The 26,735-nt window shown below is 71.0% G+C and carries 26 protein-coding genes; 13 read left to right on the forward strand and 13 right to left on the reverse strand.

What is annotated here, in order from left to right:
- Window positions 1-93: 93 nt before the first annotated feature.
- Complete coding sequence (locus tag ACFQ7Q_RS02490) at window positions 94-1,056, reverse strand: pirin family protein (protein WP_383548753.1); 963 nt, start codon at window positions 1,054-1,056, stop codon at window positions 94-96.
- 114 nt (window positions 1,057-1,170) lie between these two features.
- Complete coding sequence (locus tag ACFQ7Q_RS02495) at window positions 1,171-1,674, reverse strand: SseB family protein (protein WP_383548756.1); 504 nt, start codon at window positions 1,672-1,674, stop codon at window positions 1,171-1,173.
- Between the two features lie 234 nt (window positions 1,675-1,908).
- Between ACFQ7Q_RS02495 and ACFQ7Q_RS02500 the strand changes: the two genes are divergently transcribed.
- From ACFQ7Q_RS02500 to ACFQ7Q_RS02515, 4 genes are all read left to right on the forward strand, one after another.
- On the forward strand, window positions 1,909-3,738 hold the full coding sequence (locus ACFQ7Q_RS02500) for an acyl-CoA dehydrogenase (RefSeq protein ID WP_383548758.1): 1,830 nt from the start codon (window positions 1,909-1,911) through the stop codon (window positions 3,736-3,738).
- Between the two features lie 109 nt (window positions 3,739-3,847).
- Window positions 3,848-5,137, forward strand: a complete 1,290-nt coding sequence (locus ACFQ7Q_RS02505; RefSeq protein WP_383548761.1) for a M18 family aminopeptidase — start codon at window positions 3,848-3,850, stop codon at window positions 5,135-5,137.
- A 53-nt stretch (window positions 5,138-5,190) separates the two neighbouring features.
- Window positions 5,191-5,418 carry a DUF6458 family protein gene (locus tag ACFQ7Q_RS02510; protein ID WP_383548764.1) on the forward strand — a complete coding sequence of 76 codons (228 nt, stop codon included), beginning with the start codon at window positions 5,191-5,193 and terminating at the stop codon, window positions 5,416-5,418.
- Window positions 5,419-5,568: 150 nt separating this feature from the next.
- Complete coding sequence (locus ACFQ7Q_RS02515) at window positions 5,569-5,913, forward strand: hypothetical protein (protein WP_383548767.1); 345 nt, start codon at window positions 5,569-5,571, stop codon at window positions 5,911-5,913.
- 105 nt (window positions 5,914-6,018) lie between these two features.
- Here ACFQ7Q_RS02515 and ACFQ7Q_RS02520 read toward each other — a convergent pair whose 3' ends face one another.
- Window positions 6,019-7,824, reverse strand: a complete 1,806-nt coding sequence (locus ACFQ7Q_RS02520) for an NHL domain-containing thioredoxin family protein (RefSeq protein WP_383548770.1) — start codon at window positions 7,822-7,824, stop codon at window positions 6,019-6,021.
- A 191-nt stretch (window positions 7,825-8,015) separates the two neighbouring features.
- Here ACFQ7Q_RS02520 and ACFQ7Q_RS02525 point away from each other — a divergent pair, with 191 nt between their 5' ends.
- A complete protein-coding gene (locus ACFQ7Q_RS02525; protein ID WP_383548772.1) occupies window positions 8,016-8,507 on the forward strand; it encodes an LURP-one-related/scramblase family protein in 492 nt (163 codons plus the stop codon).
- A gap of 82 nt (window positions 8,508-8,589) precedes the next feature.
- On the opposite strand, the gene ACFQ7Q_RS02530 is transcribed toward ACFQ7Q_RS02525, so the two are convergent.
- Together ACFQ7Q_RS02530 and ACFQ7Q_RS02535 are read right to left on the reverse strand one after the other, a co-directional pair.
- A complete protein-coding gene (locus ACFQ7Q_RS02530) occupies window positions 8,590-9,792 on the reverse strand; it encodes a trans-sulfuration enzyme family protein (RefSeq protein WP_383548774.1) in 1,203 nt (400 codons plus the stop codon).
- Between the two features lie 254 nt (window positions 9,793-10,046).
- Window positions 10,047-10,847 (reverse strand): carbon-nitrogen family hydrolase, encoded by an 801-nt coding sequence (locus ACFQ7Q_RS02535; protein WP_383548776.1) that lies wholly within the window; start codon window positions 10,845-10,847, stop codon window positions 10,047-10,049.
- 155 nt (window positions 10,848-11,002) lie between these two features.
- Here ACFQ7Q_RS02535 and ACFQ7Q_RS02540 point away from each other — a divergent pair, with 155 nt between their 5' ends.
- Window positions 11,003-11,830: a maleylpyruvate isomerase family mycothiol-dependent enzyme gene (locus ACFQ7Q_RS02540; RefSeq protein ID WP_383548779.1), complete on the forward strand. Its 828-nt coding sequence runs from the start codon at window positions 11,003-11,005 to the stop codon at window positions 11,828-11,830.
- 109 nt (window positions 11,831-11,939) lie between these two features.
- Here ACFQ7Q_RS02540 and ACFQ7Q_RS02545 read toward each other — a convergent pair whose 3' ends face one another.
- The 3 genes from ACFQ7Q_RS02545 to ACFQ7Q_RS02555 form a co-directional block, all read right to left on the reverse strand.
- Window positions 11,940-13,253, reverse strand: a complete 1,314-nt coding sequence (locus ACFQ7Q_RS02545) for a nitrate/nitrite transporter (protein WP_383548782.1) — start codon at window positions 13,251-13,253, stop codon at window positions 11,940-11,942.
- Window positions 13,250-13,891, reverse strand: coding sequence for a GntR family transcriptional regulator (locus ACFQ7Q_RS02550; RefSeq protein WP_383548785.1), 642 nt, complete (start codon window positions 13,889-13,891; stop codon window positions 13,250-13,252). Before ACFQ7Q_RS02550 ends, ACFQ7Q_RS02545 begins: the two co-directional genes overlap by 4 nt.
- Window positions 13,892-13,968: 77 nt before the next feature.
- Entirely contained in the window at window positions 13,969-14,361 is a 393-nt protein-coding gene (locus ACFQ7Q_RS02555) for a winged helix-turn-helix transcriptional regulator (protein ID WP_383548788.1), read from the reverse strand.
- 101 nt (window positions 14,362-14,462) lie between these two features.
- On the opposite strand from ACFQ7Q_RS02555, the gene ACFQ7Q_RS02560 reads away from it, so the two are divergent.
- Window positions 14,463-15,308: an NAD(P)H-binding protein gene (locus ACFQ7Q_RS02560; protein ID WP_383548791.1), complete on the forward strand. Its 846-nt coding sequence runs from the start codon at window positions 14,463-14,465 to the stop codon at window positions 15,306-15,308.
- Between the two features lie 81 nt (window positions 15,309-15,389).
- Here ACFQ7Q_RS02560 and ACFQ7Q_RS02565 read toward each other — a convergent pair whose 3' ends face one another.
- The 3 genes from ACFQ7Q_RS02565 to pdhA are packed head-to-tail and all read right to left on the reverse strand — an operon-like array spanning window position 15,390 to window position 18,953.
- The gene (locus ACFQ7Q_RS02565; protein ID WP_383549107.1) at window positions 15,390-16,772 is read right to left on the reverse strand and encodes a dihydrolipoamide acetyltransferase family protein; all 1,383 of its coding nucleotides are present in this window, start codon (window positions 16,770-16,772) and stop codon (window positions 15,390-15,392) included.
- A gap of 31 nt (window positions 16,773-16,803) precedes the next feature.
- Window positions 16,804-17,784, reverse strand: a complete 981-nt coding sequence (locus ACFQ7Q_RS02570; protein ID WP_383548794.1) for an alpha-ketoacid dehydrogenase subunit beta — start codon at window positions 17,782-17,784, stop codon at window positions 16,804-16,806.
- A gap of 2 nt (window positions 17,785-17,786) precedes the next feature.
- Window positions 17,787-18,953: a pyruvate dehydrogenase (acetyl-transferring) E1 component subunit alpha gene (pdhA, locus tag ACFQ7Q_RS02575; RefSeq protein WP_376434346.1), complete on the reverse strand. Its 1,167-nt coding sequence runs from the start codon at window positions 18,951-18,953 to the stop codon at window positions 17,787-17,789.
- Between the two features lie 336 nt (window positions 18,954-19,289).
- Here pdhA and ACFQ7Q_RS02580 point away from each other — a divergent pair, with 336 nt between their 5' ends.
- The 3 genes from ACFQ7Q_RS02580 to ACFQ7Q_RS02590 all read left to right on the forward strand — a co-directional run bounded on the left by ACFQ7Q_RS02580 (window position 19,290) and on the right by ACFQ7Q_RS02590 (window position 21,531).
- Complete coding sequence (locus ACFQ7Q_RS02580; protein WP_383548797.1) at window positions 19,290-19,949, forward strand: response regulator; 660 nt, start codon at window positions 19,290-19,292, stop codon at window positions 19,947-19,949.
- Between the two features lie 133 nt (window positions 19,950-20,082).
- Window positions 20,083-20,499, forward strand: coding sequence for a pyridoxamine 5'-phosphate oxidase family protein (locus ACFQ7Q_RS02585; protein WP_383548800.1), 417 nt, complete (start codon window positions 20,083-20,085; stop codon window positions 20,497-20,499).
- Window positions 20,500-20,514: 15 nt separating this feature from the next.
- Window positions 20,515-21,531, forward strand: coding sequence for a phosphotransferase (locus ACFQ7Q_RS02590; RefSeq protein WP_383548803.1), 1,017 nt, complete (start codon window positions 20,515-20,517; stop codon window positions 21,529-21,531).
- A gap of 15 nt (window positions 21,532-21,546) precedes the next feature.
- Here the strand turns inward: ACFQ7Q_RS02590 and ACFQ7Q_RS02595 are convergent, their stop codons facing one another.
- Window positions 21,547-23,199 carry a protein kinase gene (locus tag ACFQ7Q_RS02595; RefSeq protein WP_383548805.1) on the reverse strand — a complete coding sequence of 551 codons (1,653 nt, stop codon included), beginning with the start codon at window positions 23,197-23,199 and terminating at the stop codon, window positions 21,547-21,549.
- A 269-nt stretch (window positions 23,200-23,468) separates the two neighbouring features.
- Here ACFQ7Q_RS02595 and ACFQ7Q_RS02600 point away from each other — a divergent pair, with 269 nt between their 5' ends.
- On the forward strand, window positions 23,469-25,091 hold the full coding sequence (locus ACFQ7Q_RS02600; protein WP_383548808.1) for a protein kinase: 1,623 nt from the start codon (window positions 23,469-23,471) through the stop codon (window positions 25,089-25,091).
- 127 nt (window positions 25,092-25,218) lie between these two features.
- On the opposite strand, the gene ACFQ7Q_RS02605 is transcribed toward ACFQ7Q_RS02600, so the two are convergent.
- A complete protein-coding gene (locus tag ACFQ7Q_RS02605; RefSeq protein ID WP_383548810.1) occupies window positions 25,219-25,587 on the reverse strand; it encodes a hypothetical protein in 369 nt (122 codons plus the stop codon).
- Here ACFQ7Q_RS02605 and ACFQ7Q_RS02610 point away from each other — a divergent pair.
- Window positions 25,586-25,939: a hypothetical protein gene (locus ACFQ7Q_RS02610; RefSeq protein ID WP_383548813.1), complete on the forward strand. Its 354-nt coding sequence runs from the start codon at window positions 25,586-25,588 to the stop codon at window positions 25,937-25,939. The two genes, ACFQ7Q_RS02605 and ACFQ7Q_RS02610, sit on opposite strands and share 2 nt — an antisense overlap.
- 96 nt (window positions 25,940-26,035) lie before the next feature.
- Window positions 26,036-26,710, forward strand: coding sequence for a PadR family transcriptional regulator (locus ACFQ7Q_RS02615; protein WP_383548816.1), 675 nt, complete (start codon window positions 26,036-26,038; stop codon window positions 26,708-26,710).
- The last annotated feature ends 25 nt before the right edge of the window (window positions 26,711-26,735 follow it).

Consider the following 26,735-nt stretch of genomic DNA (forward strand, 5'->3'; position numbering starts at 1 on the left):
GAACCGGACCCCGGACCCAGACCGAACCCCGGACCCGATCTCCTACCGGACCCGCCGGACCCGGACCCGTACCCGAATCCGGACCGTCCTCCGCTACTCGCCCATCCCATGCACCGCCGGGATCGTGCCGAGGCGGCCCGCCTGGAAGTCCTCGAACGCCTGGCGAAGCTCGGCCTGGGTGTTCATCACGAACGGGCCGTAGTGGGCCATCGGTTCGCGGATGGGCTGTCCGCCGAGGACGACGACCTCCAGGTCGGGCGTGTGCCCGTCCTGCTTCTCGTCGGCCCGGACCGTCAGCGCGCCGCCCTTGCCGAAGACGGCGGTCTGGCCCATGTGGACCGGCCGTCGCTCCGCACCGGCGGAGCCGCGCCCGGCCAGGACGTACACGAGTCCGTTGAAGTCCTCGCGCCACGGCAGGGTCACCTCGGCGCCCGGCCGGATCGTCGCGTGGATCATCGTGATCGGAGTGTGCGTGATGCCCGGACCCGCATGCCCTTCGAGGTCTCCGGCGATGACGCGGAGCAGCGCGCCGCCGTCGGGGGAGGTCAGCAGCTGCACCTGGCCGCCGCGGATGTCCTGGTAGCGCGGGGCCATCATCTTGTCGGAGGCGGGCAGGTTCACCCACAGCTGGAGCCCGTGGAAGAGGCCGCCGCTCACGACGAGGGACTCCGGCGGGGCCTCGATGTGGAGGAGTCCGGAGCCGGCGGTCATCCACTGTGTGTCGCCGTTGGTGATCGTGCCGCCACCGCCGTTGGAGTCCTGGTGGTCGAAGGTTCCGTCGATGACGTACGTGACGGTCTCGAAGCCGCGGTGGGGGTGCCACGGGGTGCCCTTGGGCTCACCGGGGGCGTACTCCACCTCCCCCATCTGGTCCATCATGATGAACGGGTCGAGGTACTGGTAGTTGATCCCGGCGAACGCGCGGCGCACCGGGAAACCCTCGCCCTCGAAACCGGACGGGGCCGTGGTCACGGCGAGCACGGGGCGGGAGACGGCGTCGGCCGGGGCGGCGACGCGCGGCAGGGTGAGCGGGTTCTCGACAGTCACAGCGGGCATGGCGGGACCTCCTTGTGCGACCAGTTTAGTTGAACGATGAACTTCCTGCCACCCGGAACGCGGAACGCCCGGGAGGAATTCCTCCCGGGCGTTCTCCCACTTCTCCAGCGTGCGTCAGCCGTACATCCGCCGCATCGCGAAGTCGACCATCTGCTCCACGGCCTTCGCGTCGAAGACCATCCGGTGGTCGCCCTCCATGTCGAGGACGAAGCCGTAGCCGGTCGGGAGCAGGTCGATCACCTCGGCGCCGGTGATCACGAAGTACTTCGACTCCTTGCCGGCGTACCGGCGCAGCTCCTTCAGCGAGGAGAACATCGGGATGACCGGCTGCTGGGTGTTGTGCAGGGCGAGGAAGCCGGGGTTGTCCCCGCGCGGGCAGTAGACCTTCGAGGTCGCGAAGATCTGCTGGAAGTCCTCGGCGGCCAGGGAACCGGTCGTGAAGGCCCGTACGGCGTCGGCGAGCGACGGCGGTGACGGCTCGGGGTACAGGGGAGGCTGCTGCCCGTACCCGCCCTGCATCCCACCCGGCATCCCGCCCTGCGCAGCGCCCGGCATGGGCTGCTGCGGCGGCGGGGCGTACTGCTGCTGGGCGCCCTGATTCTGGTCGTAGCCGTACATGGCCCCCAGCCTAGCGAGCGGGCGCGGCGCGCAGAGCGGATCGGGTCGGCCGAGACGGAGCGCACACTCCCGGGGGCCCGTTTTCTGCGGCTCGCGTCACAGATGGCCCGAGAGGGGTTGCTCTTATTACCGGTGGGTAGCATCATCGTAGAGAAGCGTGGGCTACTCACCGGTAGTGCGAGCACGCGCGCATTCCAGGACATCCGCCTCCCCGATCCTTACGGAGCCGTCGCCATGGGGCACTACAAGTCGAATCTCCGCGACATCGAGTTCAACCTCTTCGAGGTGCTCGGGCGCGACAAGGTGTACGGCACCGGTCCGTTCGAGGAGATGGACGTCGAGACCGCCAAGAGCGTTCTGGAGGAGCTGACCCGCCTCTCCGAGAACGAGCTGGCCGAGTCCTTCGCCGACGCCGACCGCAACCCGCCGGTCTTCGACCCCGAGACGAACACCGCCCCGGTCCCGGCTAGCTTCAAGAAGTCCTACAAGGCCTTCATGGACTCCGAGTACTGGCGCCTCGGCCTGCCCGAGGAGATCGGCGGCACCACCTCCCCGCGCTCCCTGATCTGGGCCTACGCGGAGCTGATCCTCGGCGCGAACCCGGCCGTGTGGATGTACTCCTCCGGCCCGGCCTTCGCCGGCATCCTCTTCAACGAGGGCAACGAGGCGCAGAAGAAGGTCGCGCAGATCGCCGTCGAGCGCCAGTGGGGCTCCACCATGGTCCTCACCGAGCCGGACGCCGGTTCGGACGTCGGCGCCGGCCGCACGAAGGCGGTCAAGCAGGAGGACGGCTCCTGGCACATCGAGGGCGTGAAGCGCTTCATCACCTCCGGTGAGCACGACATGGAGGAGAACATCCTCCACTACGTCCTCGCCCGCCCCGAGGGCCACGGCCCGGGCACCAAGGGCCTCTCCCTCTTCCTCGTGCCGAAGTACCACTTCGACTGGGAGACCGGCGAGCTGGGCGAGCGCAACGGCGTCTACGCCACGAACGTCGAGCACAAGATGGGCCTCAAGGCCTCCAACACGTGCGAGATGACCTTCGGCGACCAGCACCCCGCCAAGGGCTGGCTGATCGGCGACAAGCACGACGGCATCCGCCAGATGTTCCTCATCATCGAGTTCGCCCGCATGATGGTCGGCACGAAGGCGATCTCCACCCTCTCCACGGGCTACCTCAACGCCCTGGAGTACGCCAAGGAGCGCGTCCAGGGCACCGACCTGGCGAACTTCATGGACAAGGCCGCGCCCAAGGTCACCATCACGCACCACCCCGACGTCCGCCGCTCGCTGATGACGCAGAAGGCGTACGCCGAGGGCATGCGCTCCCTCGTGCTCTACACGGCCGCCGTGCAGGACGCGATCCAGCTCAAGGAGGCCGCCGGCGAGGACGCGAAGGCCGAGATCGGCCTGAACGACCTGCTGCTGCCGATCGTGAAGGGCTACGGCTCCGAGAAGGGCTACGAGCAGCTCGCGCAGTCGCTCCAGACCTTCGGCGGCTCCGGCTTCCTCCAGGAGTACCCGATCGAGCAGTACATCCGGGACGCCAAGATCGACACCCTCTACGAGGGCACCACGGCCATCCAGGGCCAGGACTTCTTCTTCCGCAAGATCGTCCGCGACCAGGGCGCGTCCCTGAACGCGCTGGCCGAGGAGATCAAGAAGTTCCTCGCGGTCGGCACCGGCGGCGAGGAGCTGGCCGGCGCCCGCGACTCGCTCGCCAAGGCGGCCGTGGACCTGGAAGGCATCGTCGGCGCGATGCTCACCGACCTCACCGCCACCGGCGAGGACGTCAAGAACATCTACAAGGTCGGCCTCAACACCACCCGCCTGCTGATGGCCTCCGGTGACGTCGTCGTCGGCTACCTGCTCCTCAAGGGTGCGGCCGTCGCCGCCGAGAAGCTGGCCGCCGGCGCCTCCGCCAAGGACCAGGCGTTCTACACCGGCAAGATCGCGGCCGCGAAGTTCTTCGCCGCCAACGTCCTGCCGGGCGTCAGCGCCGAGCGTGCCCTCGCCGAGGTCGTCGACGGCTCGCTGATGGACCTGGACGAGGCCGCGTTCTAGTACGCGCCCCCGTCCACTGACGAACGGCTCGCTCCCGGGGAGGGGAGTGGGCCGTTCCGTCTTTCGGGGCACCGTTCTCGCATTCCGGCGCGTGCGTAAGGTGAACCCCATGACGAGCACCGCCCGCTTCGACCGCGGCCACACCGACGACCTCATGACCTTCCTGGCGGCGTCCCCTTCGCCGTACCACGCCGTGGCGAACGCCGCCGAGCGACTGGAGAAGGCAGGCTTCCGGCAGGTCGAGGAGACCGCGGCCTGGGACGCCTCCGCCGGCGGGAAGTACGTCATCCGCGGCGGCGCGCTCATCGCCTGGTACGTGCCCGAGGGCGCCGACGCCCACACCCCGTACCGGATCGTCGGCGCCCACACCGACTCCCCCAACCTGCGGGTCAAGCCGCAGCCCGACATGGGCGCCCAGGGCTGGCGGCAGGTGGCCGTCGAGACGTACGGCGGGACGCTGCTCAACACCTGGCTCGACCGCGACCTCGGCCTCGCCGGCCGCCTCACCCTGCGCGACGGCAGCCACCACCTGGTGAACGTGGACCGCGCCGTGCTGCGCGTCCCGCAGCTCGCCATCCACCTCGACCGCCAGGCCAACGACGGCCTCAAGCTCGACCGGCAGCGCCACATGCAGCCCATCTGGGGCCTCGGCGAGGTCCACGAGGGCGACCTGATCTCCTTCGTGGCCGAGGAGGCCGGGGTCGACGCCGAGGACGTGGCCGGCTGGGACCTGATGGTCCACTCCGTCGAGGCCCCCTCCTACCTCGGCCGCGACCGCGAACTCGTCGCCGGCCCCCGCATGGACAACCTGATCTCGGTCCACGCGGGCGTGGCCGCGCTCGCCGCCGTGTCCGCGCGCACCGACCTCGCGTACATCCCGGTCCTCGCCGCCTTCGACCACGAGGAGAACGGCTCCGAGTCCGACACCGGCGCGCAGGGCCCGCTGCTCGGCTCGGTCCTGGAGCGTTCGGTCTTCGCTCGCGGCGGAGCGTACGAGGACAAGGCCCGCGCCTTCGCCGGCACGGTCTGCCTCTCCTCCGACACCGGCCACGCCGTCCACCCCAACTACGCGGAGCGCCACGACCCGACGCACCACCCGCGCGCCAACGGCGGCCCGATCCTCAAGGTCAACGTCAACCAGCGCTACGCCACCGATGGCAGCGGCCGCGCGGTGTTCGCCGCGGCCTGCGAGAAGGCCGGCGTGCCGTGGCAGACGTTCGTGTCGAACAACGAGATGCCGTGCGGCACGACGATCGGCCCCATCACCGCCGCGCGCCACGGCATCACGACCGTCGACATCGGCGTCGCGATCCTGTCCATGCACAGCGCCCGCGAACTGTGCGGCGCGAAGGACCCGTACCTGCTCGCGAACGCGCTCGTGGCGTTCCTGGAGGGATAGCCGCCCAGGACCCGGGTACGCGATCCTGACCACCCCACTAGGAGGCGGGATTCATGGGCCTGGGAGGCTGCATCATCCTCATAGCCGTGGGCGCGATCCTCACGTTCGCCACGGACTGGGAGCTCGACGGCGTCAACCTCGACCTGATGGGACTGATCATGATGGCGGTCGGTCTCATCGGTCTGGCCACGTTCACCAGCATCGCGCGGCGCCGACGGGTCGTCGTCCCACCGACGGCCCCCACGGTCGTGGACGAGGACCGTCGCAACGGCGGCTACTGACCGCACGCCGGGCGTCGGGCCCGGCCCCCGCACTCCGGGGCGGCCGGTGCCCGGTCGCCGTGCCCCGGACGTTCGGGCCGCCGGACACCCCGCCGTCCTCGTCGTCCGACGAAACATCCGGGAAAGGCCCCTCCTGACACCGTCGACCTCATGGATCGTCACGAGGGCCCTCCCCGGGGGAAGTTCATCGCCTGCGTCGCCACGGCCGTGCTGATCGGCACGGCCGTGGCGGGCTACGGAATCGCCAGGTACGACGAACGCCCGCCCTGGGGCACGGACATCGCCTACGAAGGCGGTTATCTCCAGGCCGTCCGAATCCGCCAGGCCGACGTCGACGGGGAGCGGACCCGGGCCCTCCTCACCGGCGAGTGCGCGGCGATGGAGCGACGGGGCATGGGCGGCGACCGGGCCGTCCACGACCCCGGGGCGTGGGTGGAGGGCTGCCTGGACGGGGCGGCGGGGCGCGCTTCCAGGAACCAGGGGTTCGTGCGTTAGGACCACGGGCCCGCGGGCACCTGGGGTCCGTCGGCACCGTGGCCGACCGACGCCTGCCGGACACGACCGGGTCGTGTCCGACGGGCGTCACTCGTCAGGCGTCGCTCAGGCGTCCATCCCGGCCAGGATGAGCGGGAGCCGCTGCGCGCCCTCCGCCGTCACCTTCACCGGAACGCCCCAGTCCTGCTGGTGGACGTGACAGGCCGGGTACTCGTTGGCCGGGTCGTCGTCGCAGGACGCCGCCATCGCCGACACGTGCAGCACGCCCTCCGTGATCTCCGGGTTGAGGTCCAGCTCCCGGAAGAGGTCCGTGCCCGTGCCCTCGCCGCCGAGCAGCAGCTCGGGCGGGGTCGAGGAGACGAGGAGCCGGGTGGAGGGGCCGTAGCGCTCGTCCAGCTTCTGCCCGGTCGGTGCCTGGAAGACGACGTCGAGCCGGAGCCGGCCGGGCGCCACCTCGGTGGCCTCGCGCTGCGTGCGGTGGGCGACCGCCTCGACCTGGACGGCCTCCTCGGGCAGCCGCAGACGCGTCAGCCGGTGCCGCGCCGACTCGACGACGACGATCTCGTCCCCGACGAGCACGGCGTCGCTCGGCTCGCGCAGGTCGGCGGCGAGGGTCGTCACCTCGCCCGTCGCCGGGTCGAAGCGGCGCAGGGCGTGGTTGTACGTGTCGCTGACGGCGACCGATCCGTCGGGGAGGGCGGTCACGCCCAGCGGGTGCTGGAGGAGTGCCTGGGCGGCGTCGCCGTCGCGGTGGCCGAAGTCGAAGAGGCCGGTGCCGACGGCGGTGTGGACGGCGCCGTCGGTGTCGACCCAGCGCAGGGCGCTGGTCTCCGAGTCGGCGATCCAGAGCCGGTCCTCGGTGGCGGCGAGCCCGGACGGCTGCGCGAACCAGGCCTCGGCGGCCGGCCCGTCGACGAGCCCTTCGTTGGTCGTACCGGCGGCGACCTCGACCGTCCTCGTGGCGGGGTCGTAGGTCCACAGCTGGTGGACACCGGCCATGGCGATCCACACCTTGCCCTGCCACCAGGCGACGTCCCACGGCGAGGAGAGGTCGACCTCCAGGGCGGGGCCCGAGGTGGGCGACCCCTGCCACCACTGCTTCCCGGTGCCGGCGAGCAGCTCGATCGCGCCGCTCTCGGGGTCGTAGGCGCGCAGCGCGTGGTTCACGGTGTCGGCGACGACGACCGTGCCGTCGGGGAGCACGGTGAGCCCCTGCGGCTCGCGGAAGTCGCCGTCCCCGATCCGCCGCACGACGGTCTCCCCGTCCGGCGCCAGCTCGACGAGCTGGTGGCGGGTGGTGTCGGAGACCAGGAAGTTCCCGGAGGGCAGCAGGACGGCCTTGCCGGGGAAGCGCAGATCGGTCGCGACGGGCTCCGGCGGCACGTACAGCCCGTCCCCGCGCCGCAGCGTCCCCTTGGCCGCGTGCTCGGCCTCCAGCTCCTCGACGAGCGTCCGGATGGCGTTGGCGTGCCCCTCACCCGCGTGCTGGGCGACGACGTACCCCTCGGGATCGATGACGACGAGCGTCGGCCAGGCGCGTACGGCGTACTGCTTCCAGGTCGCGAGCTCGGGGTCGTCGAGGACGGGGTGGTGGACCTCGTACCGCTCGACGGCGTCGACGACGGCCTGGTGCTCGGCCTCGTGGACGAACTTGGGGGAGTGGACACCGACGATCACGAGGGTGTCGCGGTGCTTCTCCTCCAGCTCACGGAGCTCGTCGAGAACGTGCAGGCAGTTGATGCAGCAAAATGTCCAGAAATCCAGGATCACCACGCGACCCCGGAGGTCGGCGAGGTTCAGTTCCTTCCCGCCGGTGTTGATCCATCCGCCCTTGCCGATCAGCTCGGGGGCACGGACACGGGCACGGCGGGTCGCGGGCGCGGGGGTGGGCGCCGGGGCGGCATCGTTCATGCTTCAAGCTTGCCATCCGGGTGTGAAGACCGGGTCACACGCATGCGTACGACGGGGCCGGTGCCGGTGAGCGACGGTCGGGGCGCCTACGGACAAGGGCCTGTGGGCGCAGGGGAGCGGCGCGGTCCGGTCCTGGTCGGGTCTGCCCCGTGGTTGCGTGAACCGGGACCCGGCGGGGAAGCCCTGACGTCATGAAATACCTCGTACGGGACAAAATCTTCGCCATCGGCGACGACTACTGGATCGAGGACGAGAGCGGGCGGCACGCCTTCCTCGTCGACGGCAAGGCGCTGCGGTTGCGCGACACCCTGGAGCTGAAGGATCCGCTCGGGCAGGTCCTGGTCACCCTGCGGCAGAAGATGTTCAGCCTGCGGGACGCGATGACGATCGAGCGGGACGACCGCCCGCTCGCCACGATCCGCAGGAAGCGGCTCTCGCTGCTCCGCAACCACTTCCGGGTCACGCTGGTCGAGGGCACCGAGCTCGACGTCAGCGGCCGGATCCTGGACCGGGAGTTCACCGTCGAGTACGACGGTGAACTCCTCGCCCACATCTCCCGGCAGTGGTTCCGCGTCCGGGACACGTACGCCGTGAACGTCGTCCGTGAGGACACCGACGCGGCGCTGCTGATCGCGGTCGCCGTGTGCGTGATCCGGATGGCGGAGCGGGAACGGGAGGGCTGAGCCGGAACGGGATGGTGGAGGGGGGCGGGATGGTGGAGCGGGGCTGGAGGGCTGACCCGGACGGCACGAGACCTCGGCCGTACTAGACCGCCTTCGCCGCCACCTCCAGGGCCTGCTCCAGGTCCGCCCACAGGTCTTCGACGTGCTCGATGCCGACCGACACCCGTACCGTCCCGGGGCCGATCCCCACCGCTTCCAGGGCCGCCGCGTCCAGCTGCCGGTGCGAGGTGGAGGCCGGGTGCATGACCAGGGTCTTCACATCGCCGAGCGAGGGGCTCAGCGAGGCCAGCCGCACCGCCCCGACGAAGGCGCGGCCCGCCTCCCGGCCGCCCGCGAGGTCGAAGGAGATCACCCCGCCGCCGCCCTTCGGCAGCAGCCGCCGGGCGACGGCCTCGTCGGGGTGTCCGGCGAGCGCCGGATGGAGCGCCGTCGAGACCGCGGGGTGCGCCGCGAGCCGGCCGGCCAGGTCGAGGGCGCTCGCGCACTGCCGCTCGATCCGCAGCGGCAGCGTCTGCAGGCCGCGCAGGGTCAGCCAGGCGGCGAAGGGGTCGGTCGACGCACCCAGCTCGACCGCGTAGTGACGGACCCTGCCGTACAGCTCGGGGTCCTTGAAGACCGCGATGCCGCCGAGGACGTCCGCGTGCCCGGCGAGGTACTTGGTCGCGGAGTGGATGACGATGTCCGCGCCGTGCTCGATCGGCCGGAACAGCAGCGGCGAGGCAAAGGTGTTGTCCACGGCGCTCGGCACGCCGGCCTCGGCGGCGACGGCGATCAGGGCGGGCAGGTCGCCGACGCGGGTGGTCGGGTTGGCGATGGTCTCCAGGTACAGCAGGCGGGTCTCGGGCCGCAGGGCACGGCGTACCTCCTCCGGGTCCGTCCCGGAGACGTAGGTGACCTCGACGCCCCAGCGTTCGGCGAGGTCGGTGAGGACCGCGTACGTTCCGCCGTAGAGGCAGCGCTGGGCGACGACATGGCCGCCGGCGGAGAGCAGGGCGAGCAGGACGCCGTTGATCGCGCCCATGCCGGAGGCGTACGAGAGCCCCGCCGCCCCGCCCTCCAGGCGGGCCACTGCGTCCTCGAGAGCGCGGACGGTGGGGTTCCCGAAGCGGTTGTAGAGGAAGGTGCCGGGCGCGTGGAAGGCGTCCGCCATCGCGTCGGCGGTGTCGAAGGAGAAGATGTGCCCCTGGTACAGGGGGACGCTCATCGGGTTGCTGCCGGTGACATCCGGCTGCGGCGGGTGGACGGCGAGGGTGTCGGGACGGAGGGCTCCGGTGTCGTCGCTCATGGCGCCAGTGAAGCGGGGCGGAGCCCGCAGGCCCAGAACCAATCCCGCCGCATTGGTCCGCCGCCGATGCCGCTCTCTCGCCTGCCGGACGGCAGCCAGTCAGACGCGCTGACCGGTTTTCAGGCGGCTTGCCCGTAAGGCGCATGGCCTGCGGTCAGGCCGGGCCCGTCAGGCGCCTTGGCCGGAGCCGGACATCTCATCCCGTCGGCCGGCCCGCGGTCGGCCCTTCGGCCGGTCAGGCCCGTGACCCGCCGTCAGGCGTCGCGAGCCGGCCTTGCCACGCCCAGTACGCGGTCCTTCAGGGCCGGGAACTGTTCCCTCGTCGTCGTCACCTTCGTCGGGTCGAGCTCCACGCGCAGGGTCTCCTCGTCCGGGCCCGCTTCCGCGAGGACCTCGCCCCACGGGTCCACCACGATCGAGTGCCCCGCCTGTTCCACGCCCGCGTGCGTGCCCGCCGTGCCGCAGGCCAGCATGTACGCCTGGTTCTCCACCGCCCGCGCCTGGGCGAGCAGGGTCCAGTGGGCGCGGCGGCGGGCCGGCCAGCCCGCCGGGACGACGAAGGCCTGGGCGCCCGCGTCCACGAGGCCGCGGAACAGCTCCGGGAAGCGGAGGTCGTAGCACGTGCCCACGCCCACCGTCAGCTCCGGCAGCGCGACCGTCACCAGCTCGTCGCCCGCCGCCATCATCACGGCCTCGCCCTTGTCGAAGCCGAAGCGGTGGATCTTGCGGTAGCTCGCGGCGAGCTCACCCTTCGGAGTGAAGACCAGCGAGGTGTTGAAGAGCGCTCCGCCGGCCGCCTCGACGATCGATCCGGCATGCAGCCAGACCGACGCGTCCCGGGCCGCCGCCGCCATCGCCTCGTACGTCGGACCGTTCAGCGGCTCGGACTCCGCCGCGAAGGACTCGTACGCGAACGCCCCCATCGGCCACAGCTCCGGCAGGACGACGAGGTCCGCGGCGCCGCGCTCCTCCCGTACGAGACCGGCCACCCGCGCCCGGCGAGATTCGACCGATTCGTCCGGGTCTACTGCGATCTGGATCAGCGAGGCGCGCACACTACCACCGTCCTGGCATTCGAGCCGTCAACACGGGCCTACGATCGTCACACGAAAGCACTGCCGGGGTGCCTTCGGGCAGCGTAACTTAGCGTCCGAGCCTCCCACGCAGTCTTGTTTTCAGCCCGCGCACCGCAGAACCGCCGAGGGGTCCCGTGACCGTCCATCCCAGCCTTCAGACCTACGCCGACGCCTGGACCCACTCCATCGAAGCGATATCCGAGCTGGTTCAGCCGCTCGTGGAAGGCGAATGGAACCGCGCCACACCGTGCCCGGGCTGGTCGGTGCGCGACATCGTGTCCCATGTGATCGGCATGGAGTGCGAGATGCTCGGGGACCCGCGCCCCATCCACTCGCTGCCCCGCGACCTCTACCACGTGCGCAGTGAGTTCGCCCGTTACATGGAGATGCAGGTCGATGTGCGGCGGCACCACACCGGCCCCGAGATGACCTCGGAGCTGGAGTACATCCTCATCCGCCGCGCCCGCCAGCTGCGCAACGAGAACCGGCAGCCCGACCATCTGATCCGCGCGCCGCTCGGCGCCGAGCAGACGCTGGAACTGGGCTACCGGACGCGCGCGTTCGACGTCTGGGTGCACGAGCAGGACCTGCGCACCACGCTCGGCCGGCCGGGCAACCTGGACTCCCCCGCCGCCCTTGTCACCCGTGACGTCCTCCTGGAGGCGCTGCCGAAGGTGGTCGCCAAGGACGCGGGAGCGCCGACGAGTTCGGCGATCGTCTTCGACGTGCACGGGCCGGTCGAGTTCCTGCGGACGGTACGGGTCGACGCGGACGGCCGCGGGACGATAGACGGGGCGCCGTCCCTGGGGCCGCTCGTGACGCTGGCGCTGGACTGGGAGACGTACGTCCGTATGGCCTGCGGCCGTGTCCGGCCGGCCGATGTGGCCGACCGGATCAAGACCGAGGGCGACCTCGACCTGGCGCGGGCGATCCTGGACAACTTCGTGGTGACGCCGCGGTAGCCCCACCTCGGGCGCGGTGACGCGTGCCGCGGCCGGGGCGGGTACGACCGGGCCGGGTACCTGCGCCGCCGACGGACGGCTGAGACGGGTACGACCGGGGCGCGTACGGCTACACCGGTACGTGCACCGCCTCGACGCGGCTGGCGACGAGGCGTTCCTTCTCCCTGCGGGCCGACCGGGCCTTCAGTCGCAGGATCTGGACGACGCCCAGCGCCTCCAGCACGAAGACGGAGGAGAAGGCGATCCGGTAGTTGTCACCGGTCGCGTCGAGGAGGACGCCGACCGCGAGCAGCGTCGTCATCGAGGCGGTGAAGCCGCCCATGTTGACGATTCCCGAGGCCGTTCCCTGACGCTCCGGCGGATTCGCCGGGCGGGAGAAGTCGAAACCGATCATCGAGGCGGGCCCGCAGGCACCGAGGACCGCGCAGAGGGTGATCAGCAGCCACATCGGGGCCGCGTCGCCCGGGTGGGCGAGAGTGGCGGCCCACAGCAGCGCGGTCGACGCGACCGTACCGAGGGCGAGCGGGGCCCTCGCCGCGTGGTGCCGGGCGATGATCTGCCCGTACGCGAGCCCCACCACCATGTTGGAGAGCACGACGAGCGTCAGCAGCTCGCCGGCGACCCCCCGCGACAGCCCCTGGTCCTCGACCAGGAACGGCAGGCCCCACAGCAGCAGGAACACCATGGCGGGGAACTGGGTGGTGAAGTGCACCCACATGCCGAGCCGGGTGCCGGGCTCCCGCCAGGACTCGACGATCTGGCGGCGGACGAACGCGGCACCGGTGTGGTCGGCGGGCGGGGGCTCGTGGCCTTCGGGGTGGTCCTTGAGGAAGAGCAGCAGCAGGACGAGGACGACGACGCCCGCGATCGAACTGCCGACGAAGGTCGTCGTCCAGCCCACGCCGTGCAGGGCACGGGCGATGACGATGGTGGAGACGAGATTGCCCGCCATGCCGAACAGCGCGGCCACCTGACCGATGAGCGGGCCGCGCCGGGCGGGGAACCAGCGGCTGCCGAGCCGCAGCACGCTGATGAACGTCATGGCGTCTCCGCAGCCGAGCAGCGCGCGGGAGGCCAGTGCCATGCCGTACGAGGGGGAGAGCGCGAACCCCAGCTGGCCGACGGTGAAGAGCACCACTCCGAGCGTCAGGACCTTCTTGGTGCCGAGCCGGTCGACCATGAGGCCGACGGGTATCTGCATCCCGGCGTAGACGAGGAGCTGGAGGATGGAGAAGGTGGAGAGCGCGGAGGCGTTGACGTCGAAGCGGTCGGCGGCGTCGAGGCCGGCGACGCCGAGCGACGTACGGAAGATGACGGCGACGAAGTAGACGGCGACGCCGACGCCCCAGACGAGGGCGGCGCGCCTGCCGCCGGGAGGGTCACCGGGCAGGGTGACGGCCGATCCGAAGCCCCGTCCGCTCACCGCTCCTCACCCCGGACCAGGACCTTGACCCAACTCAGGTGCTGTCGGACGCAGTGGGCCGCGCCCTCGACGTCACCCGCGCGGATCCGCTCCAGGATCTCGGCGTGCTCGGTGATGTTCTTGGTGATGCGGTCGGGCTGGGACTGCATCACGGCCACGCCCATCCGCAGCTGGCGGTCGCGCAGCTGGTCGTAGAGGCGGGCGAGGATCTGGTTGCCGGCGTGCTTGACGATCTCGGCGTGGAAGCAGCGGTCGGTGACGGCGACCTCGGCGAGGTCCCCTGCCTCGGCGCGCCGCTTCTGCTCCTCCAGGAGCTCTTCGAGCCGCTCGATGAGCGCGGCCGGCGCGGGCACGGCGCGGCGGACGGCGAACTCCTCGACGAGCAGCCTGGTCTCGACGACATCGGCGATCTCCTGGGCGGAGACGGCAAGGACCAGGGCGCCCTTCTTGGGGTAGAGCTTGAGCAGCCCTTCCATCTCCAGCTTGAGCAGCGCCTCCCGCACCGGGGTGCGGGAGACCCCCACGGCCTGGGCGAGTTCGCCCTCGGTGAGGAGGGTGCCGCCCTCGTAACGACGCTCGAGGACGGCCTGCTTGACGTGCATGTAGACACGGTCGGCTGCTGGGGGTGCGGATGCCATGCGCACAGCTTAGATACAACAGAGGTACAACAGGCAGCCCCGTCCGCGATACGGACGGGGCGGGGCGCGGGCGGGCTCTAGCGGGCCGGATCCGCGTCGTAGACCTGGCGGGCCTCGTCGACCTTCTCCAGGTTGTCGGCGGCCCATTCGGCCAGGTGGGCGAAGAGCGGGGCGAGGCTGCGGCCGAGTTCGCTGATCTCGTACTCGACCCGGGGCGGCACCTCCGGGTGGTACGTACGGACGACCAGGCCGTCGCGCTCCAGCTGGCGCAGCCGCTGGGTCAGCACCTTCGGCGTGATCCTGCCGATCGCACGCTCCAGCTCCACGAACCGTTGCCGGCCGCGGGCGTTGAGGGTCCACAGGATCGGCGTGGTCCATCGGCTGAACACGATGTCCACCACGGGAGCGACCGGGCAGGCGAGCTCCGGGTCGGTGTCCGCCGAAGCGGTCGGCATCGTCTCGGCAGCCATGCGCGCCCCCTCGGGCATAGTCGCTTTCCTCTAGGTACCTACTATACCGAGGCTGTTAGCGTCCCCGACGTCAACCAAGCGGAACGACAGGGGAGTTCACGATGATCGTTGTGACGGGGGCGACGGGTAACGTCGGCCGATCGCTCGTACGCGTTCTCGCGGCGGCCGGGGAGGACGTGACCGCGACGTCCCGGGGGATCTCGGAGACGGACGTGCCGCCGGGCGTCCGGCACATGCGGTCGGATCTGATCGAGGCCGAGAGTCTGCGGCCCGTCTTCGACGGTGCCGACGCGCTGTTCCTGCAGAGCGGCGGACCCAGCGCGTACCGGCTGAACGCGCACGCCATCCTCGACGCCGCGAAGGCCGGCTCGATCCGCCGGGTCGTCCTGCTGTCCTCCCAGGGCGTCGCGACGCGGCCGGAGTCGGCCTCGCACGGGGACACGGGACGCGCCATCGAGGACGCCGTCCGGGAGTCGGGACTGGAGTGGACGATCCTGCGGCCCGGCGGCTTCGCCTCCAACGCCTTCGCCTGGGTCGAGTCGGTCCGCGCCCACCGGGAGATCGCCGCGCCGTTCGCCGACACCGGCCTGCCGGTCATCGACCCGGACGACATCGCCGAGGTCGGTGCCGCGGCGCTGCGAGAGGACGGCCACGGCGGGCGGATCCATGAGCTGACCGGCCCCGCCCTCAGCACGCCCCGGGAGCGGGCCGAGGCGATCTCCGACGCACTGGGCGAGCCGGTCCGGTTCGTGGAGCAGACCCGGGAGGAGGCCCGGGCGCAGATGCTGCACTTCATGCCCGAGCCCGTGGTCGAGACGACTCTGACCATCCTCGGCGAGCCCAACCCCGCCGAGCAGCAGGTGAGCCCGCACGTCGAGCAGGTCCTGGGCCGTGCGCCCCGCACCTTCGCCGACTGGGCACAGCGCTACGTCGCCGCGTTCCAGTAGGTCTCACCCGAAGAAGCGAAACGCCCGACCGGGGAGCCCGGTCGGGCGTTTCACGTGAAACAACGCAGTGCGCTCGGTCCGTTACGACCAGGTGATGAGTCGCTTCGGCTGCTCCAGGATCGCGGCGACATCCGCCAGGAACTTGGAGCCGAGCTCGCCGTCGACCAGACGGTGGTCGAACGACAGAGCCAGCGTGGTGACCTGACGCGGCTTCACCTTGCCCTTGTGGACCCACGGCTGGAGCTTGATCGCGCCGACCGCGAGGATCGCGGACTCGCCCGGGTTGAGGATGGGCGTACCGGTGTCGACGCCGAAGACGCCGACGTTGGTGATGGTGAACGTGCCGCCCTGCATCGCAGCCGGGGTGGTCTTGCCCTCGCGGGCGGTGGCGACCAGCTCGCTCAGGGACTTCGACAGCTCCGGAAGGGTCTGGGCGTGCGCGTCCTTGATGTTCGGCACGATCAGACCGCGCGGGGTGGCCGCGGCGATGCCCAGGTTGACGTAGTGCTTGAGCACGATCTCCTGGTTCGCCTCGTCCCAGGCCGTATTGATGTCCGGGTTCCGCTTGGCGGCGACCAGGACGGCCTTGGCGATGAGGAGGAGCGGATTGACCCGAAGGCCCGCCATGTCCTTGTCGGACTTGAGCTCCTCGACCAGCTTCATCGTGCGCGTGATGTCGAAGGTGACGAACTCGGTCACGTGCGGGGCGGTGAAGGCCGAGCCGACCATCGCCGCCGCCGTGGCCTTCCGTACGCCCTTGATGGGGATACGGGTCTCCCGGGCGTCCGCCGACACGGCGGGGGCCGGGACGACGGCGGGTGCGGAGACGGGCGCGGGCGCCTCGACCACGGGGGCCGGGGCCTCGACCGCCGGAGCGGCGGCCGCGTGGACGTCCTCGCGGGTGATGATCCCGTCCGGGCCGGTCGGGGTGACCGTGGCGAGGTCGACGCCGAGGTCCTTGGCGAGCTTGCGCACCGGCGGCTTGGCCAGCGGCCGGGTGGCTGTGGCAACACCGCCGTGCCCGTTGAGCTCGCCCTGGATCGCGGCGGCGGCCTGCTCGGGCACCGCGGCGGAGCCCGCCGTGGCCCCCTTGCGCGGACGGCGCTTGGTGGAGGTCGCGGCGACGCCGTAACCGACGAGGACCGGCTGGCGGCCCTGCGGCTCGGACTCCTCCGCCGCGGGGACGGGTGCTGCGGGCGCCGGCGCGGCGGCCGGAGCGGCCGGAGCCTCCGCCGGAGCGTCCCCGCCCACGTTGACCGAGATGATCACCTGGCCGACGTCGACCGTCGTCCCCTCGGGGAAGAGCAGCTCGTGGACCACTCCGTCGAAGGGGCTCGGCAGCTCGACGGCAGCCTTCGCCGTCTCGACCTCGCAGACGACCTGCCCGTCGGCGACGGTGTCACCGGGCTGGACGTACCACTTGAGGATCTCGGCCTCGGTGAGGCCCTCGCCCACGTCGGGCATCTTGAATTCGCGGATCGTCACGATGCTCTCCTCAGTACGCCAGCGAGCGGTCGACGGCGTCGAGCACGCGGTCCAGGCCCGGCAGGTACTCCTCCTCCAGGCGCGCCGGCGGATACGGCGCGTGGTAGCCGCCGACCCGCAGGACGGGGGCCTCCAGGTGGTAGAAGCAGCGCTCGGTGATCCGGGCGGCGATCTCCGCGCCGGAGCCGAAGAACACCGGGGCCTCGTGGACCACGACCAGGCGGCGGGTCTTCTCGACCGAGGTCTGGATGGTGTCGAAGTCGAGCGGGGAGATCGAGCGCAGGTCCAGGACCTCCACCGACTTGCCCTCCTCGGCGGCGGCAGCGGCCACCTCCAGGCAGGTCTTCACCATCGGGCCGTACGCGGCGAGCGTGAGGTCGCTGCCCTCGAGGGCCACGCGCGCCTTGTGCAGCTCGCCCGGGATGGCCTCGGTGTTGACCTCGCCCTTGTCCCAGTAGCGGCGCTTGGGCTCGAAGAAGATGACCGGGTCGTCGCTCTGGATCGCCTGCTGGAGCATCCAGTAGGCGTCGGAGGAGTTCGCCGGGGTGACCACCTTCAGGCCCGCGACGTGCGCGAAGAGCGTCTCGGGGGACTCGGAGTGGTGCTCGACGGCGCCGATGCCACCGCCGTAGGGGATGCGGATGACGATCGGCATCTTCACCGTGCCGAGCGAACGGGCCCGCATCTTCGCCAGCTGGGACACGATCTGGTCGTACGCCGGGAAGACGAAGCCGTCGAACTGGATCTCCACGACAGGCCGGTAGCCGCGCAGCGCGAGACCGATCGCGGTGCCGACGATGCCGGACTCGGCCAGCGGGGTGTCGATGACCCGGTCCTCGCCGAAGTCCTTCTGCAGTCCGTCGGTGATCCGGAAGACACCGCCGAGCTTGCCGACGTCCAGGCCCATGACGAGGACCTTGGGGTCGGTCTCCAGGGCCTTGCGCAGCGACTCGTTGAGCGCCTTCGCAAGGGGAAGCTTCTGAACAGCCATGATTACTCGGCCTCTCCGCCCTCGAAGGACGCCTGGTAGGCGGCGAACTGCGCGCGCTCCTCGTCGACGAGCGCGTGCCCGTCCGCGTACACGTTGTCGAAGATCGCCATGTGCTCCGGGACGGGCATGGCGCGGACGACCTCGCGGACGTGCTTGCCGAGCGCCTCGCTCTCGCTCTCCAGCTCCTCGAAGAAGGCCGCGTCGGCGTGGCCCTCGTTCTCCATGTACGTCTTGAGGCGCTGGATCGGGTCCTTGGCCTCCCACTCCTCGCGCTCCGCGTCCCGGCGGTAGCGGGTCGGGTCGTCGGAGGTGGTGTGGGCGGCCATCCGGTAGGTGTACGCCTCGATGAGCGTCGGGCCCTCGCCACGGCGGGCGCGCTCCAGCGCGGACCGGGTCACGGCCAGGCACGCGAGGACGTCGTTTCCGTCGACGCGGACGCCGGGGAAGCCGAAGCCCTGCGCGCGCTGGTAGAGCGGGACGCGGGTCTGCTTCTCGATGGGCTCGGAGATGGCCCACTGGTTGTTCTGGCAGAAGAACACGACCGGGGCGTTGTAGACCGCGGAGAAGACGAACGACTCGTTGACGTCGCCCTGGCTGGACGCGCCGTCGCCGAAGTACGCGATCACGGCGGAGTCCGCGCCGTCCCTGGTGATGCCCATGGCGTAGCCGGTGGCGTGCAGGGTCTGCGAGCCGAGGACGATCGTGTACAGGTGGAAATTGTTGGTGTTGGGGTCCCAGCCGCCGTTGTTCACACCTCGGAACATGCCGAGCAGGTTGGTGGGGTCGACCCCGCGGCACCATGCGACGGCGTGCTCACGGTAAGTGGGGAACACGTAGTCGTCGTCGCGCAGGGCGCGGCCGGAGCCGATCTGGGCAGCCTCCTGGCCGAGCAGCGAGGCCCACAGGCCCAGCTCGCCCTGGCGCTGAAGGGCGGTGGCCTCGGCGTCGAAGCGGCGGCTCAGGACCATGTCCCGGTAGAGGCCGCGAAGCTCGTCGGCGCTCAGGTCGATGTCGTAATCGGGGTGCTGGACGCGCTCCCCTTCGGGCGTCAGCAGCTGAACGAGCTCGGGCTCGGTGGCCTGGCTCTTCTTGACGCTCGCGCTAGCGGTGCGCTTGGTGCCGCTGCTGCGTCGCGTCGTCTTGCGCGCGGCAGTGCTTTCCACGGTCACGTGCGTGCTCCTCCGTCGGTCCGGCCCCCGGGGTTGCCGGGTAGGCCAGTGCGGCTCGCCTTGTCCGTGCCCGCGCACGGGGTGGGTGCGACTCGGCCGGGGTCGGGCGTGACAGGTGCCCCGGCGAGCGCCCTGTCATAGGCACGTTACCCAGTGCGTCGCATTCCTGCGAAACCCCATTTGACCTGCGATTTTGCTTGGATTTCCAAGTAAATCGAGAAATGCGGGAACACAGCTGGTCAGCGCACTGCCAACAGCCTCGCAGGCCGCCGGAACACCGGCACGTTATCCCGGGCACCCCGGGCGCGGGAAGAGCCAATATGTGAGACTGGCTCCGTGCGCGAAGATGGAAAAATCCGGGTATTTCTGTTGGACGACCACGAAGTCGTCCGGCGCGGCGTCCACGAGCTGCTCTCCGTGGAGGACGACATCGAAGTGGTCGGCGAGGCCGGTACGGCGGCGGATGCGCTGGTCAGGATCCCCGCGACCCGGCCCGATGTGGCCGTGCTCGACGTCCGGCTCCCGGACGGCAGCGGCGTCGAGGTCTGCCGCGAGGTCCGTTCGCAGAACGAGAACATCAAGTGCCTGATGCTCACCTCGTACGCCGACGACGAGGCGCTCTTCGACGCGATCATGGCCGGGGCCTCGGGATATGTCCTCAAGGCCATCCGCGGCAATGAACTGCTGTCGGCCGTTCGCGACGTGGCGGCCGGCAAATCCCTGCTCGATCCGGTCGCGACCGCCCGTGTCCTGGAACGGCTACGCGACGGGAACAATCCGAAGGGTGACGACAAGCTCGCCAACCTGACGGAGCAGGAGCGCAAGATCCTGGACCTGATCGGCGAGGGCCTGACGAACCGGGCCATCGGCGAGCGGCTCCACCTGGCGGAGAAGACCATCAAGAACTACGTCTCCAGCCTGCTGTCGAAGCTCGGCATGGAGCGGCGCTCGCAGGCCGCCGCGTACGTGGCCAGGCTGCAGGCGGAGCGCCACTGACACCCTCCCGCCGACCCGGGTCACCCGCACGGACCGGCCCGGACCGGCGGTGGGGATTCGGGACCTACGTCCCGGCCCGACCGGGGCGGGGGCCCCTGTTCCCGCACCGAGGCGGTGGCAGAGAGTGGAAGCCATGTCCACCGAGGAGATCCGCGCCATCGAGCTGCTGAACCGCGTGTCGTACGGGCGGGTGGCGACGAGCATGCGCGCGATGCCGTTCGTCGCACCAGCCCGGCACATCGTGGACGACGGCGGCGTCCTGATCCGGATGCACCGGGGCCTCGGCTACCACCGGGCCTGCGCCGGCAGCGTCGTCGCCTACGGCGCGGACAACTTCAACTCGGGCGCCGAGAACCTCTGGTCCGTGCAGTTCACCGGCACCGCCGAGGTCGTCGAGCCGACCGAGGAGCAGCTGGCGTCCTTCGGCGCCGCCCCGCAGATCGTGGACGGCGAGCCCTTCGACCCGATCTACATGCGCATCGAGCCCCGGTTCGTGACCGTGCACGAGCTGGACTACACCATGGAGCGACATCTCCACCACGTAGCGTGATCTAACATATGGGGAGTGCCGCGCTCATCTGAAACGCTCGCTCCGCCCGTCGGCGCCCTGCTCCGCCGCTACCACGAGGCCGGTGAGCCGCTCTCCTGCCAACCCGTCACCCAGGGCCTCCTCAACCGCGGCTACCGCCTCGCCACCACCCGCGGCGCCTACTTTCTCAAGCAGCACCTCGACGCCCCGACCGCCGACCGGGACACCATCAGCCGCCAGCACCGCGCGACCCAGCGCCTGCACGCCCTCGGCCTGCCCGTCGCCCCGCCGCTCGCCGACTCCGCCGGCCGTACCGTCGCCGTCATCGGCGGTCGCTGCTACGCCCTGCACCCCTGGATCGACGGCCGCCACCGCGATGGCGCCCAGCTCTCCACCGGTGGATCGAGGCGCCTGGGGGCGCTCCTCGGGCACGTCCACACCTGTCTGGAGCAGGTGATGGAGTCGCCGCCGCCCGGCGCGGAGCACGAGAGCGCGCGCCCCGAGGACACCTTCCGGCTCATCGACGAGCTGCTCCGGCTCTCCCGCACCGGCCACCCCCGCACCGGCTTCGACGCGCTCGCCGAGCACCGGCTGCTCGAACGCCGGGTGCTCCTCGCCGAGCACGCCCATCGCCGTCCCCCGGCCGCCGCGGCGGCCGGCTGGGTGCACGGCGACTTCCACCCGCTGAACCTGCTCTACCGCGGCGCCGAGCCGGCCGCGATCGTCGACTGGGACCGCCTGGGCGTCCAGCCGCGGGCGGAGGAGGCGGTCAGGGCCGCCGCCATCTTCTTCGTACGGCCGGCGGGCGAGCTGGCCCTGGAGAAGGTGCGGGCGTACGCGAGGGCCTACCGGCGGGCGGCCGGCGCGGACGGGGCTGAACTGGCGTCGGCGGTGCACCGGGTGTGGTGGGAGCGGCTCAACGACTTCTGGATACTGCGCTGGCGCTACCAGCTCCACGACCGAAGGGCCGACCCGCAGTTTCCTGCGGCGTCGGCCCTGGCGGTGTGGTGGACCCGTGAGTACGAGGCGGTACGCGACGCGTTCACGGGGTGAGTCTCACCAGACGGGTCAGGTGCCCGCGGTCGTCCCGAGTGTCGTGCCCTGCGACGTGCCCGTGTTGGTGTTGCCCTGCGACGTGCCCGTGTTGGTGTTGCCCTGCGACGTACCCGAGTTGGTGCTGCCGTCCGTGGTTCCCTCGGTGGTCCCCTCGGTGGTGCCCTCCGTGGTCCCCTCGGTCGTGCCCTCCGTCGTGCCCTCGGTGTCCGTGCCCCCGTCGGTCGTGTCCGTCGGCGGGGCCGACGGCTCGCCCGTCGGCGTGGCCGGCGTCGACGGCCTGTACGTGGGCCTGTACGAGGGCGTGTAGGGCTGCTGGTTGCCGCCCGTGGAGGTGTCGGGCTCCTCGGTCTCCTGCGAGGGCGTCTCCTGCGACGGAGTCGACGGTTCCTGGGACGTGGACGGCGAGTCGGTGACCGCCGGCGGCTTGTTCGTACCGCCGCTCTTCTCACCGGCCTTGTCGATCGCGTACACCACGCCCGCGACGATCGCGATCAGCGCGAGCGCCACGAAGAGCAGTGCCTTGCCCCGGCCCCTCTTGCCGCCGCCCCGGGGCCCGTAGCCGTCCTGCCCGTAGCCGCCGTGGCCGCCGTCGTATCCGCCGTCGTCCGGGTTCATCGGCGGCAGGATCGGGCCCTGCGACGTCTCGTGGTGCATCGGGTGCCCCATCGCGGTCGTCGCGGCGACGCCGCCGACCGGCGTGTGGCCGCCCTCGTGCACCTCCACCGGGCCCGTGTTCCACGTGCCGGTGTGACCGCCCGCCTGCTGGAGCATCTGCAGGCCGTACTGGATCAGCCCGCGCATCTCCTCGGCGCTCTGGAACCGGTCGTCCGGGTCCTTCGCGAGCGAGCGCATCACGAGCCCGTCGAGCTCCGGCGGCGCCCCGTGGGCGACCTCGGACGGCGGGATCGGCGCGTCCTGCACGTGCTGATAGACCACCGACAACGGTGTCTCGCCGGTGAAGGGGGGCCGCAGCGCGAGGAGTTCGTAGAGCAGACAGCCCGTCGCGTACAGGTCGGACCGGTGGTCCACGGCCTTGCCGAGCGCCTGTTCGGGGGAGAGGTACTGCGGCGTGCCCATGACCATGCCGGTCTGGGTCATCGTCGACTGCGCGCCGTGCAGGGCGCGCGCGATGCCGAAGTCCATGACCTTCACGGCGCCGGTGTGCGTGATGATGACGTTCGCCGGCTTGATGTCCCGGTGCACGATGCCGTGCTGGTGCGAGTACGCGAGCGCCTCGAGCACGCCGGAGACGATGATCAGGGCCTGCTCGGGACCGGGCGCCTCGGCGCTGATCAGCAGGTCGCGGATGGTGCGGCCCTCGACCAGCTCCATCACGATGTACGGCACGGAGTGGTCGCTCACGACATCCTCGCCGGAGTCGTACACCGCGACGATCGCGTGGTGGTTGAGTCCGGCGACCGATTGCGCCTCACGGGTGAAGCGGGCCTTGGAGACCGGGTCCTCGGCGAGGTCGGAGCGGAGCAGCTTCACCGCGACCGTGCGGCCCAGGCGGACGTCCTCGGCGGCGAACACCTCGGCCATGCCGCCTCGTCCGAGACGGTGCGTCAGCCGGTACCGTCCGTCGCCGACCACTCCGCCGACGCCCCAGGACTCGGCGGCGGCGCCCGACAGGCCGCCGCCGCCTGCTTCGGATTCGGGTGCCATCAGTCCTCGCCGTCGTATATCTACCGTGCAATGCCGTACCGCCGTCACGCTACAGGCTTCGTCCGACACCACGGTTCGAGATGGACCGGTCATCCAACCCCGTCCGCGTACGCCTGTGCAAATTCCAGGCAGTTCCTGTAACGCTTGCGAGACGCTTCTTACGCGGAGGGTCACGGAACGGGCACCCGGCTTGACGTGTCGTTGCCCTGGGGCAGACTTGGCCAGGAAATTCCGATCAGCGCCGCCACGCGCGCGTAGGGGGAGCACGAATGAGCCAGGACGGCGCACAGGGCCGCTATGCGGGCGGTTCGGTCGCGAACGGCCGGTACCAACTTCGCGACCTGCTCGGCGAGGGCGGCATGGCCTCCGTCTACCTGGCGTACGACAGCGCGCTCGACCGGCAGGTGGCCATCAAGACCCTGCACTCCGAACTCGGCCGGGAACAGTCGTTCCGCGAGCGGTTCCGGCGCGAGGCGCAGGCGGTCGCGAAGCTGTCGCACACCAACATCGTCTCGGTCTTCGACACCGGCGAGGACACCCTCGACGGCGCCGTCATGCCGTACATCGTCATGGAGTACGTGGAGGGTCAGCCGCTCGGCTCGGTCCTCGCCTCCGACGTACGGCAGTTCGGCGCGATGCCGGCCGACAAGGCGCTGAAGGTGACGGCCGACGTGCTGGCCGCGCTGGAGACCAGCCATGAAATGGGCCTGGTCCACCGGGACATCAAGCCCGGCAACGTGATGATGACCAAGCGCGGCGTCGTCAAGGTCATGGACTTCGGCATCGCGCGGGCCATGCAGTCCGGCGTCACCTCGATGACGCAGACCGGCATGGTCGTCGGTACTCCGCAGTACCTCTCCCCCGAGCAGGCCCTCGGCCGCGGTGTCGACGCGCGCTCCGATCTTTATTCGGTCGGCATCATGCTCTTCCAGTTGCTGACGGGCCGTCTTCCGTTCGACGCGGACTCGCCGCTCGCCATCGCCTACGCGCACGTCCAGGAGGAGCCGGTCGCGCCGTCCTCCATCAACCGGTCGGTGACGCCGGCGATGGACGCGCTCGTCGCCCGCGCGCTGAAGAAGAACCCGAACGAGCGCTTCCCGAGCGCGGCGGCGATGCAGGACGAGTGCCTTCGCGTGCTGTCGGCGGGCCAGACCGGTGCGCCGGTGATCGTCGCCGGTGGTCAGGTCAGCAGCGGCTCGGGCGTGGGCTCGGCGGTCTTCCCGCCGGTCGGCCAGACCCCGCCGCCCTCGGTGCACGGCGTCCAGCAGCCGTACCAGCCTCCGACGCCGCAGCCGGGTCCGTACGGCCCGCCGACACCGGCCCCGTCCTACGGCTACCCGCAGCAGGCCCCGACGCCCGCCCCGGCGTACCAGACGCCCGCTCCCGGGCCGTACACGATGGCGCCGCAGCCCCCTCAGCAGACCTCGGTGACCACGGGCGGAGGCTCCGGCTCGCGGCGGAACATGCCGGTCCTCGTGGGTGCGATCGTCGTGGCGCTGGTGGCGATCGGCGGTGTGATCACGGCGATCAACCTCAACAAGGACGACTCGGAGAACGGGGGCGACAACCAGAACACGAGCCAGTCGCAGGCCCCCGGATACAAGGAACCGGACCTCTCGAAGGCCATCGAGACCAAGAAGTGCACGGAGCCGACCGAGTCGAGCGACGACCCGGACAAGTTCGAGGTCCCGAACTTCACGTACAAGAACATCCAGTCGGTGAAGGCCTGCATCCAGGCCGCGGGCTGGCAGATCAAGACGGAGACGCCGGTGGACGAGAACACCTACGGCGACGGCACCGTCCTGGAGCAGTACCCGCCGATCGGTGAGGACGTCACCAAGGACGGCGCCGAGTTCACGCTGAAGGTCTCGACGGGCAACCCGCCGCAGTAAGCACCCTCCGAGCGCCCCTCGGCCCACCCCCGGGCCGGGCTCTCACCCCCTCCTCCCGTCCGGGATGCCGGATGTGTCCCGACATGTGACGCTGAGTTGAAACTCGGCGGCTCGGTACGGGAGGGGGTCACCCGGTGACTCCAGGACTCCGCGGTGGGCGGACACGGACCATCGGCCCGGTGGTCGTGTGCTGGCTGGTGGTGGGTGCCGTACCGATCGCGTACGGGGCGGAGAGAGGGCCGACGGAGGACCCGAAGCCCTCGGCGTGGACGGCCGCTCCCTCCAAGCCGGCCGCGCCGACCTGGAGGCCGACCTCGTCGGCCCCGGCGGCCACGCCGTCGCGGTCCCCCTCCCCTTCGACCTCCTGGACCGTGGCACCCCACCCGCGGCCCTCCGCCACGAGCGATGTCTCCGGCCCTCCCGGCCCGCCCGGGGCGGCCACCTCGGCGCGGCCCAGGCCCTCCGACCCCGGCGAGCCCGCCCCGGCCGGCTCCATGGCCGGGCGCCCCGCCATGGAGGGGCGCGAGCGGCCCGGCCGCCCGGTCAAGCCCCGCGAACCGAGCTCCTCCCCCGAGCCGGACAGCCCCTCGCGTACCAAAACTGCAACAGCCGACGACCCTTCAGAGGCGGAGGAAGGGGCGGACGAGGGTCTCGAAGCGGTACCCGAGACGGAGTCCACGACCGACACGCCCCCGCCCGCGTCCGCGCCCGCCGCTGCCCCCCGGCTCAGCCCGCGCGCCACCGCCACCACTGCTGACCGGCAGATTCCCGTCCTCACCTTCGGCGCGGGGCTCGCGATGATGGGGCTCGGGATCGGCTTCCTCGGGGTGAGGATGCGCCGCCGCTGAGCGGTCCGTCGCCCGCCGCGTCCCCCTTGAGTCGGACCCGGAGGTTCCGTCTCAGGTCCCTTGTCCGGCCGGGCATACCCGGTATACATACTGAGTATGTCGATCCGCCACGGGCTTCTCGCCCTCCTCGAACGCGGGCCTCGCTACGGCTCGCAGCTCCGCACGGAGTTCGAGTCACGCACGGGCTCCACCTGGCCTCTCAACGTCGGTCAGGTCTACACGACCCTCAACCGTCTCGAACGGGACGGCATGGTCGCGCAGGGCGGCGAGGACGACGCCGGCCACGCGCTCTACGCGATCACCGACAGCGGTCGCGAAGAGCTCAAGAAGTGGTTCGAGAAGCCCGTGGACCGCACCAGCCCGGCCCGCGACGAGCTCGCCATCAAGCTCGCCATGGCCGTCGGGGCGGCCGGCGTCGACATCCGCGCCGTCATCCAGTCCCAGCGCCACCACACCGTGAAGGCGATGCAGGACTACACCCGGCTCAAGGCCCAGGCACTCGCCGCCCTCGAGAGCGGCGAGTCCAAGGAACGCGACGACGTGGCCTGGCTCCTCGTCCTCGAGCAGCTGATCTTCCAGACCGAGGCCGAGGCCCGCTGGCTCGACCACTGCGAGGCCCGGCTGATCCGGCTCTCGACGGCCGGCGCCTTCGGCACCACCGGCTCCTCCGACCGCCCCGCCTCCGGCACCGGCTCCGACACCGGCGAGGCACGACCGCCCGACTCCGCCGCCGCGTCCTCCCCGGACACCCGCTCGGCGCCGCTGCGCTGACCCGCGGCCCCGCACACGTACACCG

Origin of the sequence: Streptomyces sp. NPDC056527, assembly GCF_042794475.1 — a bacterium.
Taxonomy (GTDB): Bacteria; Actinomycetota; Actinomycetes; order Streptomycetales; family Streptomycetaceae; genus Streptomyces.